This window comes from Pseudomonas sp. O39, assembly GCF_045447295.1.
GTDB classification, from domain to species: domain Bacteria; phylum Pseudomonadota; class Gammaproteobacteria; order Pseudomonadales; family Pseudomonadaceae; genus Aquipseudomonas; species Aquipseudomonas antarctica_A.
Genome location: NZ_JBJGXV010000008.1, coordinates 186,446 through 201,980, shown reverse-complemented (window position 1 = coordinate 201,980; position 15,535 = coordinate 186,446). Strand labels below are relative to the sequence as shown.

Here is a 15,535-nt window from a genome sequence, read left to right as displayed (position 1 = left end):
CTAAATGTTTCAGGATTTTGGACGGGCCCCGACAAATCCGCAATCGGTTCAGCAAACAGAAAGGTTAGGCAATGTATTGGCCTGCCGCCGTGTTTTGTGAACAATGGCGCCCTGCTTTTTCTGACCGAGAGCCTCATGCCTGAAACCACTGTCGAATTGATCCAGACCGGCCCCGAAGCGTCTGAGCTGATCCGCAATCTTTACCAGTACTACGCCTACGAGTCGTCGGACTGGGAGCAGGAAGATGTGGAGGCGGACGGCCGTTTCTACATCCATGACGAGCACCTGACGCGTTATTGGCAGGACCCGCTATGGAGCGCCAATCTGCTGCTGGTCGATGGGTATATCGCCGGCTTCCTGTTGATTGAAGGCAGCGAACTGCCCGGCATCAATGCCCTGGAACTGGCTGACCTGTTCATCCTCAAGCGCTATCGCCGCAAAGGCATCGGCCGCGCCATCGCGACCCAGGTGTTGAGCAGCGGCCAGAACAATTGGCTGGTGCGTTTTTACGATCAGGATGAAGTGTCCCAGGCGTTCTGGCGCGCCGTGCTGGACGACCTGCCACGCCCGGCGCAGACCATTGAGCTGGATGATGACCCGCAGTTGGTGAATTACTTGATTACGCGGGCGGCGCTGCATTGAACGCTTGCTGCATCGCCTGAGGCGGCTGCCCGAACGCGCGCAGAAACGCCTGGCGCATACGCTCGCGATCACCGAAGCCGGTTTCGCGGGCCACCACTTCGACCGGGTGACGGCTGGTTTCCATCATTGCCCGGGCGGCTTCCACGCGCAGCGATTCGATGGCCTTGGCGGGTGTTTGCCCGGTTTCTTCGCGAAACACTCGGCTGAACTGGCGCGGGCTGAGCCGGGCCACATCGGCCAGGGCCTCCACTGACAGGTCGTGGGTCAGGTTTTCGCGGGCATAGGCCAATGCCAGTTGCACGCGGTCTGACTTGGGGTCCAGTTCCAACAAGGCCGACAATTGGGATTGCTCACTGCCTCGACGTTGGGCAATCACCAGTTTGCGCGCAATACGCCGGGCGAGGTCGCTGCCCAGGTCGGCTTCTACCATCGCCAGTGCCAGGTCCACGCCGGCGCTCATGCCGGCGCCCGTCCATACTTGGCCGTCGACCACGAACAACTTGTCTTCTTCCAGGTGAATATCCGGGTAGCGCTTGCGAAACGCGGGCGCGTGAATCCAGTGGGTGGTGGTGCGCTTGCCTTCCAGCAGGCCCGCTTCGGCCAGCACGAAGATGCCCATGCACAAGGAGGCGACCCGCCGTGATTGAGCGGAGGCGGCCTTTACCAGTTCCAGCAGGTTGGCCTCCGGCAGACGAAACTCCAGATAGCCGCTGACAATCAGCGTGTCATAGCCCTGCGGCCGGATGGGCGTGGTATTCACCGAAAAGCCCTGGGACGTCATGACGGCGCCGCCGCTCTCCGAAACCAGGTGGAACTCATAGGCTGACTCACCCCTCAGCAGGTTCGCGCACTCGAACACCGAACCCAGGCTGAGGCTCAGGGACTGGAAGTTCGGGTAAACCATCAGCGCAACGCTGTGCATCGTCATTCTCCAAGGGGGCGGGAGAGGGGATTGTCGGCGGGTGTCGGCGAAACGGCAACCGACTTTGCGTCATGTCCGGAAACCTTGCGGATATGACATTGTTGAAGTTTTTCTCGACGCCTAACATTCCCTCAACGAACTAGACGACTGGTCTAATCGGACGGGAAGAACAATGAATAACGACACTAAAAGTACAAGGCAGGCGATCCTGGATACGGCGCAATTAATTGTCGGCCGCAAAGGGTTTTCTGCGGTGGGGTTGAACGAAATACTTCAAGCCGCTGACGTACCGAAAGGCTCGTTTTATCACTACTTCAACTCTAAAGATGCCTTCGGCGTTGTCTTGCTGGATACCTACTTCGATCACTATGTGAAGGGCATTGAGCAACTGTTTCAACAACCCGAACTGTCCGGCTGCGCCAAATTGATGCGTTATTGGCAAACCTGGGTCGACAACCAGACCGGCTGCACCGATGCGGGCAAATGCCTTGCCGTCAAACTCGGTGCCGAGGTGTCAGACCTTTCAGAGCCCATGCGTTTGGCCCTGGATCGAGGCACCGCACGTACGATTGCTTTGCTTGCGCAAGCCTTGCTGCAAGGCGTCGAAGACGGCTCGCTGACGGTTCAGCAACCCCCGCAACGCCTGGCCCAACGCCTGTACGCGCTGTGGCTGGGGACCAGCGTGATGAGCAAGATCACCCGAACATCCGCGCCGTTTGACGAGGCGCTGCTTTTGACCCGACACCTGTTGGGTTGCCCTGCACACACCGACGCTTACACCTACTGAAACCCATCGATCGAGGCACTGGAAAATGAAAGTATTAATGGTACTGACCTCTCACGACCAGCTTGGCGATACCGGCCGTAAAACCGGCTTCTGGCTTGAAGAGTTTGCGGCTCCCTATTACACCTTCAAGGACGCCGGGGCCGAGTTGGTGCTGGCCTCTCCGGCGGGCGGCCAACCACCGCTGGACCCAGTCAGCGACCAGCCTGACGCGCAGACCGAGCAAACCCGACGTTTCGCCGCTGACCCGGCTGCGCAGCAGGCCCTGGCCAACACCGTCAAGCTGGACACGGTCAACGCCGATGACTTCGACACCGTGTTTTACCCAGGTGGGCACGGGCCGCTGTGGGACCTGGCGGAATCGAGCACGTCCATCGCGCTGATCGAGTCCTTCGAGCGTGCCGGCAAGCCCATCGGCTTTGTCTGCCATGCGCCCGGCGCATTGCGTCACGTCAAGGCCGTCAATGGCGAGCCGTTGGTCAAGGGTCGTCGCGTTACCGGCTTCTCCAACGCTGAAGAGGCTGCGGTTGGCCTGACCGATGTGGTGCCGTTCCTGATCGAAGATGATTTCAAGGCACTCGGCGGCCACTATGAAAAGGGCGCCGATTGGCAATCCTTTGTACTTGAAGATGGTTTGCTGGTGACCGGGCAGAACCCTGCCAGTTCCAGTGATGTGGCTAAAGCACTGCTGAAACTCACCGCATAACTTAATTAAAACGCTTCATTCATTGACGGCTCTCAAGAGCCGTCAATGCGTTAGCGCGCCTTGAATTTGGAAGTTCTTAGATGACAAGTAGTTTGAATACCCCAATAAAACTGGGTCACCACACCTTGAACAACCGCGTTGTGCTGCCGCCGTTGACGCGCCAGCGCAGTGCCCAACCGGGTGATATCGCGACCGACTTGATGGCCGAGTATTACCGCCAGCGCGCCACCGCCGGTTTCATGGTCAGCGAAGGCACGCAGATCGAGCCGCGCGGCCAGGGTTACGCCTGGACGCCAGGTATCTACAGCCCGGCGCAGATCGACGGCTGGCGCAAAGTGACTGACGCGGTACACGCCGACGGCGGGGTGATCTTCGCCCAGCTGTGGCATGTCGGCCGCGTGTCCCACAACGCGCTGCAGCCAGAAGGCGCCGCACCGGTCGCGCCGTCGGCTATTGCAGCAGAGCAAGCAAAGGCCTTTATCGAAACCGGGCCTGGGGTTGGCGAGCTGAAACAGCCGCCTGTGCCACGCGCCTTAAGCGTGCTTGAGATCGAGGAGTTGGTGGGGCATTACGCCCAGGCCGCGCGCAATGCGTTGGACGCCGGGTTTGACGGGGTGGAAATCCACGCGGCGAATGGTTACCTGGTCAACCAGTTCATCTCGGCCCACGCCAACCAGCGTGATGATGAATACGGCGGCTCGCTGCACAACCGCCTGCGCTTTTTGCGCGAGATCGTCGAAGCCGTGACGGCCGTCGTCGGGCCGGAGCGTCTTGGTGTGCGTTTTTCACCGTTGTTCAGCGGCACCGACCAGGACCGCGTGTATATCGGCCTGGTGGAAGAAGACCCGCATCACACCTACATCGAAGCGATCAAGGTGCTGGAAGCGTCGGGCATTGCCTACGTGTCCATCGCCGAAGCCGATTGGGACAACGCGCCTGACCTGCCTGAAACCTTCCGCCAAGCGGTACGCAGCACCTTCAGTGGCCGGATCATCTACGCCGGGTGTTACACCGCTGAACGCGGTGCAACACTGGTGGAAGCCGGGCTGGCAGACCTGATTGCATTCGGACGTCCGTTCATTGCCAACCCGGATTTGCCGCGGCGGCTGTTCAACGGCTGGCCGCTGAACCCGCTGCGCGCCGAGGGCATGTACGGCGGTTCGGAGCAGGGCTACACCGATTACCCGGAGTACGCCGAGTAATCACTCCACCCGCAACACAATCTTGCCAATGTGGTCGCCGCCTTCCATCCGCGCATGGGCCTGGGCGGCGTCGGTGTATTCGTAAACTTTGTCGATGATCGGCAGGCATCGCCCGGCGGACAGCACTGGCCACACGTATTCGCGCAGTTGTTCGGCGATTGCGGCCTTTTCGTCCTGGGTGCGTGCACGCAGCAGCGAGCCGGTGATGACGGCGCGTTTGCCGAGGATGGTCAGCAGGTCGACGTCATTGGCCTTGCCGCCGCCGAGGAAACCCAGCATCACCAGGTGCCCGTCCATGGCCAGGGCCTTGAGGTTGTTGTTGAGGTACGAGGCTCCCATAATGTCCAGGATCACGTTCACGCCTTTGTCGCCGGTCTTCTGTGCGATGACCTCGGCGAAGTCCTGCTCGCGGTAGTTGATGGGCTCTGCGCCCAGCTTGGCAATCGCCGCGCATTTGTCGGCACTGCCGGCGGTGGCGAATGCCTGAATCCCATACTCGCGGCAGAGCATCAGCGCGGTGGTGCCGATGCCGCTGGTGCCACCGTGGATCAGCACGCTCTGGCCGGTGTGCGCGTCGCCAAGGCCGAACAGGTTGGCCCAGACGGTGAAAAAGGTTTCCGGCACGGCAGCGGCTTGAATCCAGTCCATACCCTCGGGGATCGGCAGGGCCTGGCTCGCAGGCACGGCGCAAAACTGCGCATAGCCACCGCCGTTGGTCAGGGCGCAGACCTTGTCGCCCAGGCTGTAGTCGGTCACGCCATCGCCCAGTGCGACCACTTCACCGGCCACTTCCAGGCCGGGGATCGGGTTCATGCCGGGTTTCATCGGGTACTTGCCGGCGCGCTGCAGGGCGTCAGGGCGATTGACCCCGGCGGCATGCACGCGAATCAGGATTTCACCAGCGCCTGCCACGGGCACGTCGGCTCGGCGTGGTTGCAGGACTTCTGGGCCGCCGGGGGCGGTGATTTCGATCAGGGTCATTTCTTTGGGCAGGGTCATTGTGTAATTCCTATAACCGGGAGCGTATGGAGTGGGACCACAGTACGCGAGCGTTGATTCAACCGGAACGCTGTCATGTCAGCACATGCCTGCAAGTCTACCGGCGTTTGTGCCGACACAATCGCACCGGCTCCGGCGCACAGGCGCCGGGGGATTCTACGGGGACAGGCATTTATGAACGAATCAAAGTACCAGGCTCTGGGGCTGTTGTTTCTGCGCGTCAGCGGCGCGGTGTTTCTGTTGTGGGTACATGGTTTGCCCAAGCTGCTGCACTACAGCGACCAATTGGCGTTGATCGAAGACCCGTTTCACCTCGGCGCCCACGTCACGCTGTGCCTGGCGATTGTTGCCGAAGTGCTGTGCCCGCTGCTGATTATCGTCGGTGTGCTGGCGCGCCTGGCGTGCTTGCCGATCCTGGCCGTGCTGTGGGTGGCCTTGCTGGTGGTGCATCCGCAATGGACTTTGTTTGAGGGGCAGTTTGGCTGGCTGCTGCTGATTATCTTCACCAGTATTCTGATCGCAGGACCGGGTCGGTTGGCGCTCAGCCAGCGGTATGCCTGATAAAAAAGGCCGGGCAAGCCCGGCCAACAAGGAGCGGGTGGTTCAGCCGTTTCAGCGCTTCAGGAACGCCAGCAAGTCTTCGTTCAACTGCTGGGTATGCGTGGCCGCAAAACCGTGCGGCGCATCCTTGTACACTTTCAGTTGCGCGCCCTTGATCATCTCGGCTGCCACTTTGCCGGTGGTCTCGAAGGGTACGACCTGGTCGCCGTCACCGTGAATCACCAGGGTCGGCACGTCGATCTTGGCCATGTCCGGGCGGAAGTCGGTTTGCGAGAACACGGTGACGCAATCAACAGTCGACTTGAGCGACGCCAGCAACGCGATTTGCAGGGTCTGGGTCAGTACGCCCTCGGAGACTTTCTGACCCTTATTGATGCCATAGAACGTCGGGTTGAAGTCGGCGATGAATTGCGCGCGATCTTTCAGTAGCCCGGCCTTGATGCCGTCGAACACTTCGGTCGGCACGCCCTGCGGGTAATCCGGTTTCTGGCCGAAGATCGGCGTTACGGCGCCCAGCAATACCAGGCCGGCCACGCGAGCCGTGCCATGGCGTGCGATGTAGCGTGCCACGTCGCCGCCACCCATGGAGAAACCCACCAGGGTCACGTCCTTGAGGTCCAGGTGTTCGATCAGTTGGGCAATATCGTCGGCGAAGGTGTCGTAGTCGTTACCGGTCCACGGCTGGTCCGAACGGCCGAAACCACGGCGGTCGAACGCAATGGTGCGAAAGCCACGGCTGCTCAGGTATTCCATCTGGTATTCCCACATGTCGGCATCCAACGGCCAGCCATGGCTGAACAGCACGGGTTTACCGCTGCCCCAGTCCTTGAAATAGATCTGGGTACCGTCTTTGGCAACGAATGTACTCATGGAAAACGCCTCGCGTGTCGGGGGGGAATGTCAGCCTCACTATTGCGTTAAACCGGACGAAGGGCTTGTACGGATGTGCTCGGTTGAACGGTTCAGCGTCTATATTGGTCCACTGATCTCTACCGTCAGTTCAACAGGTGAACCAAATGGCCAAGACTTACAGCTACGCCGCTCGGGATTCCAAGGATGCGCTCAAACCCTTTACCTTTGAGCGCCGTGCGCCAGGGGCGGATGACGTCCAGATCGATATCCTCTACTGCGGCGTATGCCACTCCGACCTGCACACCGCGCGCAATGAGTGGCACAACACCTTGTACCCGTCGGTGCCCGGCCATGAGATTGTCGGCCGCGTGACAGCGGTCGGTGCCAACGTGACGAAATTCAAGGTGGGTGACCTGGCCGGCGTCGGTTGTATGGTCGACAGCTGCCAGCACTGCGCCTCCTGCGCCGAAGGCGAGGAGCAATACTGCGAGAACGGTTTTACCGGCACCTACAACGGCCCGGTGTTTGGTGGGGAAAACACGTTCGGTGGCTACTCGGACACTATCGTGGTCAGGGAGAAGTTCGTCCTGCGCATCTCCCATGACGATGTCAACCTGGCGGCGGTGGCGCCGCTGCTGTGCGCCGGCATCACCACCTACTCGCCGTTGCACCATTGGAAGGTGGGCCCCGGCAAAAAAGTCGGCGTGGTCGGCCTCGGCGGGCTGGGGCATATGGCGGTGAAGATCGCGCATGCCATGGGTGCCCATGTCACGCTGTTCACCACCTCACCGAACAAACGCGAAGATGGCCTGCGCCTGGGCGCCGACCAGGTCGTGGTGTCGAAGAACCCCGACGAAATGGCCAAGGTCGTCAACAGCCTGGACTTCATCCTCAACACGGTTGCCGCGCCGCATAACCTTGATCCTTTCCTCAACCTGCTCAAGCGTGACGGCACCATGACTCTGGTCGGCGCCCCCGACAGCCCGCACCCGTCGCCTACGGTATTCAACCTGATCTTCAAGCGCCGCAGCCTCGCCGGCTCGTTGATCGGTGGTATCCAGGAAACCCAGGACATGCTGGATTTCTGCGCCAAGCACAAGATTGTCTCGGACATCGAGATGATCGATATCCAGGGCATCAATGAGGCGTATGAGCGGATGCTCAAGGGCGATGTGAAGTATCGCTTCGTGATTGATATGGAGAGTTTGAAGAAGGAAAGCCACGCGGCTTGATAGAGCCGTCTATTCACAGCAGCACATTGCTTTTTGTGGGAACTGGCTTGCCTGCGATACAGGCACCTCGGTCATTCAGTTGCATCGAGGTGATCCCATCGCGGGCAAGCCCGGCTCCCACATAAAGTTATCCGCCATTTTGGTGTTTGGTTTTTTAAGCCGACAAGTGCTCATACAAAATCGTCGCACCCACCAGCATCAGCACCACGCCACCGACCATCTCGGCGCGCTTGCCGACCACCGTCCCCAGCACCCGACCGAGCATCATGCCAAGGGTCACCATGGTCATGGTCGCAAGGCCTATCGCCGCTGAAGCCAGCAGAATATTCACGTCGACAAATGCCAGGCCCACGCCCACCGCCATTGCGTCGATGCTGGTCGCAAATGCCGTCACGGCGAGGATCATGAACGAATGCTGAGTGGGTTTTTCAACCTCGTCATCATCCGGCTTGAGCCCGTTGTAGATCATGTGCAAGCCCAGCGCGACCAGCAGGCTAAAGGCGATCCAGTGGTCCCAGCTTTCTACCCAGCGCGTGGCGGCATGGCCGATAGCCCAGCCGATCATCGGCGTGATGGCTTCGATCACGCCAAAGATCAAGCCGGCGCGCAGGGCTTCGGTCAGGCGTGGTTTGTGCAGGCTGGAGCCTTTGCCGATGGCCGCCGCAAAGGCGTCCGTGGACATGGCAAGGGCGAGAAGAATGAGGGAAATGGGGTTCACGGTAAGGCTTCCAGTCGGGCTGTATGAGTCAACGACACAACCACACGCCCGACGTTAGGCATGGATGTGTCGCTGGTCTCACCAACCTCAACGGTGTTCGTACCACGGCAGGTTGCCGAATATGTTGATACGAACGCTTCTGCACGGGTCAGAAGCCGGTTACTCCCCAACGAAGCGCAGCATCCTAGACGATCAAATATGAAAAAACTGTCAACGCCCTTCAAACGCCGGTGGGCGACGTTCGGCAAATGCTGCCAGCCCTTCACCAAAATCTGCACTGGCGCAGGCCTGGCGGCGCAGTTCGGCGATCTGCTCCATGGCCTGCACGGGTATGGGTTGCAGGTCTTCGAGAATGCGCAATTGCTCCTTCACCGCCTGAATCGCCAACGGCGCCTTGGCGGCGATGCCTTGGGCGATTTCCAGGGCGGTGGCTTCCAGGGCCTCGGTGGGTACCAGGCGGTTGATCACGCCAAAGCGTTCGGCGCGTTCGGCGTCGAGTTTCTGCGCGCAGAAGAACAGTTCCTTGAGCACATGAATCGGCAGGTTGTTGAAGAATCGCAGCAGGCCGCTGGTGGTATAGGGCAAGCCGATGTTGGCCGGGGTCATGGCGAAGCTGGCGCTGTGGTCGGCCACCACCATGTCGCAGCTCATGGCCAGGTCGACGGCGCCGCCCCAGGCCGAGCCCGAAATCGCCGCGATCACCACGCCGGGGTAGGCGCGGATTCGCCGCAGTACTTGCTCCAGCGGTTTGCCATAGGCAACGGGGTCGCGGTCGCGGGCCACTTCGCCAATATCATGGCCGGCGCTCCACACTGTCTGGCCGACGTCGGCACCGAGAATCACCACGCCGATGCGCTGGGCGGCGAGGGTGACCAGGCTTTCATCCAGGCTGTCGAGCAAGTGCGCACTGAGGGCATTGCGCTGAGTGGGGTTGCTGAAGGTCAGGCGTGCGATGCGCGTGTCGATAAGGTTGAGCGTCACAGTGGCAGTCATGATGCGGTTCCTGATGAACATTCGGATGGGCTGGCCTGCACGAGCACGTTGGTCTTGAGCAGGCTCTGTATGGACGCCGGCTCAAAGCCCGCTTCGCGCAATACCTCGATGCTGTGTGCGCCGGGCAACGGCGGTGGCCACGTCACGCCACCATAATAATTTTCGACACCAACTCCACCACCGTCTTGGCCTGCAACTTCCTCATCAACCGCGCCCGATGCACTTCCACCGTGCGGTGGGAGATTGCCAGGCGCAGGGCGATTTCCTTGGACTTGAGGCCGTTGACGATGTGCATGGCAATTTCCCGCTCCCGGGGCGTGAGGTCGCCGGTGCCCTGGTGGGTGCGATCGAGGCGTTCGAAGTGCCAGATCATCAGCTTGAACGGGTCTTTGGGCGTGAGCGTGTAGCCGTGGGACTTGGCCCAGAACACTTCGCCGCTTTTGTGCTGCATGAAACGTTCGTCGGAGTAGCGGCCGTTTTCACTGTCCAGCAACCAATCGTGGCTGCGCTTGCCGATGGCGTGGTAGTCAGCCTGGGAGGGGTAGATCAGCAGGGTCAGTTGGTTGACCAACGCGTCGCGTGAATAGCCGAACAACTGCAGGAAGGCTTCGTTGCAGTCGACGATCACACGGTTGCTGGTGACCAGTTGCGGTGCGGGGGACAACTGGAACGCCAGACGCCCGATATCTTGGAGTTGTTGTGCAAACACAGTCATTGGGCATCCTGCCTCGTTGTTTTTCTCACCTCGGGCTACTTATCCATGTAAGTAGTTACACGAATTGGCGCCGGCCCAGTGGTGGGTCATTGTAAGGAATGTCCGTATCAAGAACAGAAGAAATTGATTATGCCTGCTGATTGCGTCTCCATTGTTGCCGCCGGTCATTCGCGTTTTGGTCGCCTGGAAGGCACCACCCTTGAAGACCTGATCGTGCAGGTTACCCGCGAAGCCCTCACGGATGCGGCGATTGACGCGTCAGAAATCGATGCGTTGTTCCTGGGCCACTTCAACTCGGGGCTGGTGCCTGACGGGTTCGCCTCTTCGCTGTTGTTGCAGGCCGACCCCGGCCTGCGCTTCAAACCGGCCACCCGCTGTGAAAACGCCTGCGCGTCCGGCTCGGCGGCGATCCAGGCCGGGATCAATGCGATCCTGTCCGGCAGCGCGGAACTGGTGTTGGTGGTGGGCGCCGAAAAGATGACCCACACCTCCACCGCCGAGGTCACCCAAGCCTTGGCCGGCGCCGGCTATCAGAACGACCCGGCCGAAGCCGGCATGAGTTTCCCGCAACTGTTCGGTCGGGCTGCCCGGCAATATGCCGAGCGCTACCATTGCCCGCTGGGCTCGATGGCGGCCATCGCCACCAAGAACCACTCCAATGCCATGGCCAACCCGTTGGCGCAGATGCACCGGGTGATGGATTTCGAACACTGTAACAACGTGTCCAAGAGCAACCCGTTTGTGGCCGAGTCATTGCGCCTGACCGATTGCTCACTGATCAGGGACGGCGCCGCCGCGATCATTCTGGCCTCGCCCAAGCGCGCGCGGGCGTTTCGCCGCGATGTACAGATCTGCACGATGACTCAGGTCAACGACTGCCTGCCGATCGCCCAGCGCGACATCCTGGCCTTTGAGGGCCCGCAAAGGGCGATCCACACGGCATTGCGCGGCGCGAATATCACCCTGGCCGACTTGAGTTTCGCCGAGGTGCATGACTGCTTCACCATCGCCGAACTGCTGATCTACGAAGCCATGGGCCTGGCGCCCAAAGGCGAGGGCCATCGCGTGCTCGACAGCGGCGTGGTGCGCGCCGGTGGGCGGCTGCCGGTGAATCTTTCCGGTGGGCTCAAGGCCAAAGGGCATCCGGTGGGCGCCACGGGGGTGTCGATGCATGCCCTGGCGTTTCGGCAATTGACCGGTGAGCCGATTGGCCTGGCGGTGCCTGACCCGGAGTTTGGCCTGGTGTTCAACATGGGCGGCATGGCGGTGGCCAACTACGCCTCGGTCCTGCACGCACGCAGGTGCTGAGCCATGAACATTGCCAACTGGCTGCACGATACCCAGCGCCGTGATCCGCAACGCCCGGCGTTGTTCGAAGGTACCCGGCAAATCGCCGATTACGCCACCTTTGCGGCCCATGTTCGTCAACGCGCCGCGCACCTGGTGGACCAGTACGGCGTGACGGCGGGGGATGCCGTCGCGGTGCTGATGAAGAACAGCTGTGACTACCTGGAATTGCTCTACGCCATCTGGTGGCTGGGCGGGGTGGTCGTGCCGATCAACGCCAAGCTGCATCCGAGCGAAGCGGCCTGGATTGCCGATAACGCCCAGGCGCGCCTGATCTTTACCGACGGCGGCCGGGTGTTTTCGTCATCACGGGACTTGCCTCAGCGCTGTAAGGAGCTGGACGGCCACACGCTGCCGCCGACCCGCGGCTGGCCGACGCTGGAGCAGCCGGTGGCGCGTGAGGATAAGGACCTCGCCTGGCTGTTCTACACCTCCGGCACCACCGGGCGTTCCAAGGGGGTGATGCTGAGTCATGGCAATCTGGTTGCCATGTCGCTGTGTTATGCCACGGATGTCGACCCGGTCAGCGCCGCTGACGCCGTGGTGTATGCCGCACCAATGTCCCACGGTGCCGGGCTCTACAACTTTATTCATGTGCGTTGTGGCGCGCGGCATGTGGTGCCTGCGTCCCATGGTTTTGATGCGGCCGAGCTGTTCGGGTTGGCCGTCGAGTTGGGCGATGTATCGCTGTTTGCCGCGCCGACCATGGTCAAGCGCATGGTCGAACAGGCGCAGCGCCAGGGTTATGGCGGCGCAGGCATCAAGACCATCGTCTACGGCGGCGGCCCGATGTACCTGGCTGACCTGTGCGCGGCCGTCGATACGTTTGGCCCGCGCCTGGTGCAAATCTACGGCCAGGGCGAGAGCCCGATGACCATCAGCGTGTTGCCCCGCGCGCTGATCGCCGACCGCCAACGCGAGGGTTGGTCGACCCTGGCCGCCTCTGTCGGCCAGGCGCACGCTTGTGTCGAAATCCGCATCCTCGACGCGCAGCACCAGCCGGTGCCGACGGGGGAGCGCGGCGAGATTGCAGTGCGCGGTGCCACGGTGATGCAAGGCTACTGGCGCAACCCAGAAGCCACCCGCCAGACCCTGGTCGATGGCTGGCTGATGACCGGCGATATCGGCTTTCTCGACCCGGCCGGCTACCTGACCCTGACGGACCGCTCCAAGGACGTGATCATCACCGGCGGCAGCAACGTGTACCCGCGCGAAGTCGAGGAAGTGTTGGCGCAGCATCCCGAGGTGTTCGAGGTGTGTGTGGTGGGTGAGCCGGATGCGCAATGGGGCGAATCGGTGGTGGCTTTTGTGGTCACGCGCAACGGGCAGACGCTTGACGATGCCCGGCTCACCGCGTGGTTTGTCGAGCGCATGGCCTCGTTCAAGAAGCCGAAGAAATACGTGTTCCGCGACGAGTTGCCGAAAAACAGCTACGGCAAAATCCTCAAGACCGACTTGCGGCAGTGGTTGAAAGCAGCGAGTATCGCCGCGCTTCCCTAGACCCGCTATTCATGGACAGATCATCAGACAAGGAGTCCCTTCGATGGGCAATCAAGCGCAAGACACGGTCCGCAAGCGGCGCCGTGCGTTTCTCGGTGCCACTTCCGGTCACTTGATCGAGTGGTACGACTACGGCGTCTACGGCTTTCTCGCCGTGTACATCGGCCAGGCGTTTTTCGTCTCCGATGACCCCACCACCAGCCTGCTCGCCAGCTTTGCCGCCTTCGCCCTGAGCTTTTTCATCCGGCCCTTGGGTGGGCTGTTCTTCGGCCCGCTGGCGGACAAGATCGGCCGCCGCAAAACCCTGATCATGGCGCTGGTGATGATGACCGGCTCGACGGTGATGCTCGGCGTGTTGCCGACCTACGCGACGCTGGGCATCGCGGCGCCGATCCTGCTGATCCTGGTGCGCTGCGTGCAGGGTTTTTCGGCGGGCGGTGAGATCGGTACTGTTACCAGCTTTATCTCGGAATACGCCGGGCCGGGTCGACGCGGGTTCGCGACCTGCTGGTTAATGGTCACCGCCGTGCTCGGCCTGCTGCTGGGCGGCGCCGTGGCCAATGGCATGACCTGGATCCTCGGCGCCGACGTGATGCAGGAATGGGCCTGGCGCGTGCCGTTCCTGATCGCCGCGCCGTTGGGCTTTATCTCCATGTACATCCGCCTCAAGCTGGAAGACAGCCCCGAGTTTCTCGCCCTGCAACGCGCCGGCCAAACCTCCCGCGCACCGCTGCGTGAAGTCTGGCAATGGAAGCGGGCGATCGCCCTGGTGTTCTTTATCATCACCTTGCACAGCTCGATCTTTTACCTGGTGCTGACCTTCGCTTCGACCTACATGGCCAAGATCCTCAAGTTCGACAGCGGTACCACCTTGCTCTACGTATTTGTCGCCAGTTTTTCGGCGGCCTTCGTGATGCCCTTTGGCGGCGCATTTACCGATAAATACGGGCGCAAGCCGTTCCTGATGGTGATTGGCACCTTGGCCACGTTGGCGATGTTCTGGCTGTTCAAGTCGGCGCCGACCGCAACGGCCGCGTCGTTCTTCGCGCCCTTGATGGCAGTGGCGATTCTGTTCGGGCTGTATGCCTCGTCGACGTATGCGCTGATGAGCGAACTGCTGCCGACACGCATCCGCTCCACCGGCATTGCGGTGGCGTACAACGTGCCGGTCGCCGTGTTTGGCGGCAGCGCGCCGCTGATCTCTACCTGGCTGATCAAGGTGACGGGCGATATAACCTCGCCGTGGTATTTCTACGTGGCCACCGGCGTGGTGTCACTGATTGCCCTGGTGGCGCTGCGCAAAGAAGATTTTGTCGCCAGCGGCAGTCCGGTCGTGCCGTCGGTGGGGGCCACACAGTTACAGGCCCGGGCTGCCACCGCCACGGTGAGTGCAGAAGCCCCAGTGGCGTAACCTCAGCGCGGCAACACGCCGCGAAACGTTGCGCTTAACGTGCGCAATGTTTCGCGGGACCGCAGGTCACTGATGCGGCTGTGAAGCACCACTTCACTGACGGGCAATGCGGGCAAACCGCATTGCTCGCTCACGTCCACCGCCCCGGCCGGGGCCACTCGGTGGGCGAGGGCGGCGACACCCAAGCCGGCGCTCACCGCCGCGCCCACCGCCATCACACCACCGCCGACAAACACTTCAGTCCAGTCGATATGGGCTTCATCCAACGCCCTGACCGCCAGATGCCGAACCCCACACGGCGGCGCCATGGTTGCCAGGCGCAAGGGCAGGCCGGGGTTGTGTTGCCAGGTCGGCGCAGCAAACCAGCCAAAGCGTTCCACTGCCAACACTTCGCCGTCCCGGCGGTCGCCTTCGTTGCGCACGATCACCGCGTCCAGCTCGTTGCGGTCGAACGCGGCCACCAGATCGCGGGAGGAGGCGATGCGTATTTCGAGGATCAGCAAAGGGTCGTACGCGGCGAGGCGGCCGAGCCAGGTGGGCAAGTCCGGCCCGGCGACGTGGTCGCTGATGCCGATCACCAGACGCCGCGAGGGCTGGGTACCCATGTCGCCCAATGCGCGTTCATGGGCGTTAAGCAGGGCGCGAGCGGCCACGATGAACTGCTCGCCCTGGGGCGACAGCCTTACGTGGCGGGGCGTGCGCTCCAGCAGTCGATAACCGAGGCGTTCTTCCAGGCGCTTGAGCTTGAGGCTGATGGCGGCCTGGGACGTGTCGAGGGCCTCGGCGGCACGGGTGAAACTGGCGAAGTCGGCGACCCGGACGAAGGCCTGCACGGTGTCGATATCCAGGGGTTTGAGCGCATCAGTCATATCAAATCCTTATCGCACATATATCGGCTGATATCTTGTTGAAATCACTGCCACTGCGCAAGCTCAAACCTCATCTTGCACA

At 61.5% G+C, this 15,535-nt stretch carries 16 protein-coding genes; 9 read left to right on the top strand and 7 right to left on the bottom strand.

All coding sequences use genetic code 11. The annotated features are described in order from the left end of the window. Nucleotides 1-135: 135 nt before the first annotated feature. Nucleotides 136-642 (top strand): GNAT family N-acetyltransferase, encoded by a 507-nt coding sequence (locus ACI77D_RS14030; RefSeq protein WP_237140851.1) that lies wholly within the window; start codon nucleotides 136-138, stop codon nucleotides 640-642. On the opposite strand, the gene ACI77D_RS14025 is transcribed toward ACI77D_RS14030, so the two are convergent. Continuing rightward, a complete protein-coding gene (locus ACI77D_RS14025; protein ID WP_064452805.1) occupies nucleotides 620-1,564 on the bottom strand; it encodes a GlxA family transcriptional regulator in 945 nt (314 codons plus the stop codon). The genes ACI77D_RS14030 and ACI77D_RS14025 overlap by 23 nt on opposite strands. Nucleotides 1,565-1,736: 172 nt before the next feature. Here ACI77D_RS14025 and ACI77D_RS14020 point away from each other — a divergent pair, with 172 nt between their 5' ends. The 3 genes from ACI77D_RS14020 (at nucleotide 1,737) to ACI77D_RS14010 (ending at nucleotide 4,256) form a co-directional block, all read left to right on the top strand. Further along, complete coding sequence (locus tag ACI77D_RS14020) at nucleotides 1,737-2,351, top strand: TetR/AcrR family transcriptional regulator (RefSeq protein WP_064452804.1); 615 nt, start codon at nucleotides 1,737-1,739, stop codon at nucleotides 2,349-2,351. Nucleotides 2,352-2,376: 25 nt separating this feature from the next. Continuing rightward, complete coding sequence (locus ACI77D_RS14015) at nucleotides 2,377-3,054, top strand: type 1 glutamine amidotransferase domain-containing protein (protein ID WP_128588082.1); 678 nt, start codon at nucleotides 2,377-2,379, stop codon at nucleotides 3,052-3,054. Between the two features lie 80 nt (nucleotides 3,055-3,134). Next, the gene (locus ACI77D_RS14010) at nucleotides 3,135-4,256 is read left to right on the top strand and encodes an alkene reductase (protein ID WP_407016806.1); all 1,122 of its coding nucleotides are present in this window, start codon (nucleotides 3,135-3,137) and stop codon (nucleotides 4,254-4,256) included. Here the strand turns inward: ACI77D_RS14010 and ACI77D_RS14005 are convergent, their stop codons facing one another. After that, the gene (locus ACI77D_RS14005; protein ID WP_221294996.1) at nucleotides 4,257-5,255 is read right to left on the bottom strand and encodes an NAD(P)H-quinone oxidoreductase; all 999 of its coding nucleotides are present in this window, start codon (nucleotides 5,253-5,255) and stop codon (nucleotides 4,257-4,259) included. A gap of 174 nt (nucleotides 5,256-5,429) precedes the next feature. On the opposite strand from ACI77D_RS14005, the gene ACI77D_RS14000 reads away from it, so the two are divergent. Beyond that, nucleotides 5,430-5,816 (top strand): DoxX family protein, encoded by a 387-nt coding sequence (locus tag ACI77D_RS14000; RefSeq protein WP_064452800.1) that lies wholly within the window; start codon nucleotides 5,430-5,432, stop codon nucleotides 5,814-5,816. Nucleotides 5,817-5,867: 51 nt separating this feature from the next. Here ACI77D_RS14000 and ACI77D_RS13995 read toward each other — a convergent pair whose 3' ends face one another. Continuing rightward, on the bottom strand, nucleotides 5,868-6,686 hold the full coding sequence (locus ACI77D_RS13995) for an alpha/beta fold hydrolase (protein WP_128588087.1): 819 nt from the start codon (nucleotides 6,684-6,686) through the stop codon (nucleotides 5,868-5,870). Between the two features lie 146 nt (nucleotides 6,687-6,832). On the opposite strand from ACI77D_RS13995, the gene ACI77D_RS13990 reads away from it, so the two are divergent. Continuing rightward, on the top strand, nucleotides 6,833-7,900 hold the full coding sequence (locus tag ACI77D_RS13990) for an NAD(P)-dependent alcohol dehydrogenase (protein WP_407016805.1): 1,068 nt from the start codon (nucleotides 6,833-6,835) through the stop codon (nucleotides 7,898-7,900). A 154-nt stretch (nucleotides 7,901-8,054) separates the two neighbouring features. Here the strand turns inward: ACI77D_RS13990 and mntP are convergent, their stop codons facing one another. From mntP to ACI77D_RS13975, 3 genes are all read right to left on the bottom strand, one after another. Next, on the bottom strand, nucleotides 8,055-8,618 hold the full coding sequence (mntP, locus tag ACI77D_RS13985) for a manganese efflux pump MntP (RefSeq protein ID WP_407016804.1): 564 nt from the start codon (nucleotides 8,616-8,618) through the stop codon (nucleotides 8,055-8,057). Between the two features lie 210 nt (nucleotides 8,619-8,828). After that, nucleotides 8,829-9,611 (bottom strand): methylmalonyl-CoA decarboxylase, encoded by a 783-nt coding sequence (scpB, locus tag ACI77D_RS13980; RefSeq protein WP_262665062.1) that lies wholly within the window; start codon nucleotides 9,609-9,611, stop codon nucleotides 8,829-8,831. 142 nt (nucleotides 9,612-9,753) lie between these two features. Further along, nucleotides 9,754-10,326 carry a LuxR C-terminal-related transcriptional regulator gene (locus ACI77D_RS13975; RefSeq protein ID WP_064452795.1) on the bottom strand — a complete coding sequence of 191 codons (573 nt, stop codon included), beginning with the start codon at nucleotides 10,324-10,326 and terminating at the stop codon, nucleotides 9,754-9,756. 129 nt (nucleotides 10,327-10,455) lie between these two features. Between ACI77D_RS13975 and ACI77D_RS13970 the strand changes: the two genes are divergently transcribed. From ACI77D_RS13970 to ACI77D_RS13960, 3 genes are read left to right on the top strand one after another with little or no spacing between them, the layout of a single operon-like run. Beyond that, nucleotides 10,456-11,634, top strand: coding sequence for an acetyl-CoA acetyltransferase (locus ACI77D_RS13970; RefSeq protein ID WP_407016803.1), 1,179 nt, complete (start codon nucleotides 10,456-10,458; stop codon nucleotides 11,632-11,634). 3 nt (nucleotides 11,635-11,637) lie between these two features. Then, nucleotides 11,638-13,173 carry a class I adenylate-forming enzyme family protein gene (locus ACI77D_RS13965; protein WP_407016802.1) on the top strand — a complete coding sequence of 512 codons (1,536 nt, stop codon included), beginning with the start codon at nucleotides 11,638-11,640 and terminating at the stop codon, nucleotides 13,171-13,173. Between the two features lie 43 nt (nucleotides 13,174-13,216). Then, on the top strand, nucleotides 13,217-14,584 hold the full coding sequence (locus ACI77D_RS13960) for an MFS transporter (protein WP_407016801.1): 1,368 nt from the start codon (nucleotides 13,217-13,219) through the stop codon (nucleotides 14,582-14,584). A 2-nt stretch (nucleotides 14,585-14,586) separates the two neighbouring features. On the opposite strand, the gene ACI77D_RS13955 is transcribed toward ACI77D_RS13960, so the two are convergent. Next, nucleotides 14,587-15,453 carry a LysR family transcriptional regulator gene (locus ACI77D_RS13955; RefSeq protein ID WP_221294990.1) on the bottom strand — a complete coding sequence of 289 codons (867 nt, stop codon included), beginning with the start codon at nucleotides 15,451-15,453 and terminating at the stop codon, nucleotides 14,587-14,589. Nucleotides 15,454-15,535: the final 82 nt, after the last annotated feature.

Coding starts and splice junctions, on each gene's coding strand:
- ACI77D_RS14030 (WP_237140851.1), top strand. CDS start 136: ATGCCTGAAACCACTGTCGAATTGATCCAGACCGGCCCCGAAGCGTCT.
- ACI77D_RS14025 (WP_064452805.1), bottom strand. CDS start 1,564: ATGCACAGCGTTGCGCTGATGGTTTACCCGAACTTCCAGTCCCTGAGC.
- ACI77D_RS14020 (WP_064452804.1), top strand. CDS start 1,737: ATGAATAACGACACTAAAAGTACAAGGCAGGCGATCCTGGATACGGCG.
- ACI77D_RS14015 (WP_128588082.1), top strand. CDS start 2,377: ATGAAAGTATTAATGGTACTGACCTCTCACGACCAGCTTGGCGATACC.
- ACI77D_RS14010 (WP_407016806.1), top strand. CDS start 3,135: ATGACAAGTAGTTTGAATACCCCAATAAAACTGGGTCACCACACCTTG.
- ACI77D_RS14005 (WP_221294996.1), bottom strand. CDS start 5,255: ATGACCCTGCCCAAAGAAATGACCCTGATCGAAATCACCGCCCCCGGC.
- ACI77D_RS14000 (WP_064452800.1), top strand. CDS start 5,430: ATGAACGAATCAAAGTACCAGGCTCTGGGGCTGTTGTTTCTGCGCGTC.
- ACI77D_RS13995 (WP_128588087.1), bottom strand. CDS start 6,686: ATGAGTACATTCGTTGCCAAAGACGGTACCCAGATCTATTTCAAGGAC.
- ACI77D_RS13990 (WP_407016805.1), top strand. CDS start 6,833: ATGGCCAAGACTTACAGCTACGCCGCTCGGGATTCCAAGGATGCGCTC.
- scpB (WP_262665062.1), bottom strand. CDS start 9,611: ATGACTGCCACTGTGACGCTCAACCTTATCGACACGCGCATCGCACGC.
- ACI77D_RS13975 (WP_064452795.1), bottom strand. CDS start 10,326: ATGACTGTGTTTGCACAACAACTCCAAGATATCGGGCGTCTGGCGTTC.
- ACI77D_RS13970 (WP_407016803.1), top strand. CDS start 10,456: ATGCCTGCTGATTGCGTCTCCATTGTTGCCGCCGGTCATTCGCGTTTT.
- ACI77D_RS13965 (WP_407016802.1), top strand. CDS start 11,638: ATGAACATTGCCAACTGGCTGCACGATACCCAGCGCCGTGATCCGCAA.
- ACI77D_RS13960 (WP_407016801.1), top strand. CDS start 13,217: ATGGGCAATCAAGCGCAAGACACGGTCCGCAAGCGGCGCCGTGCGTTT.
- ACI77D_RS13955 (WP_221294990.1), bottom strand. CDS start 15,453: ATGACTGATGCGCTCAAACCCCTGGATATCGACACCGTGCAGGCCTTC.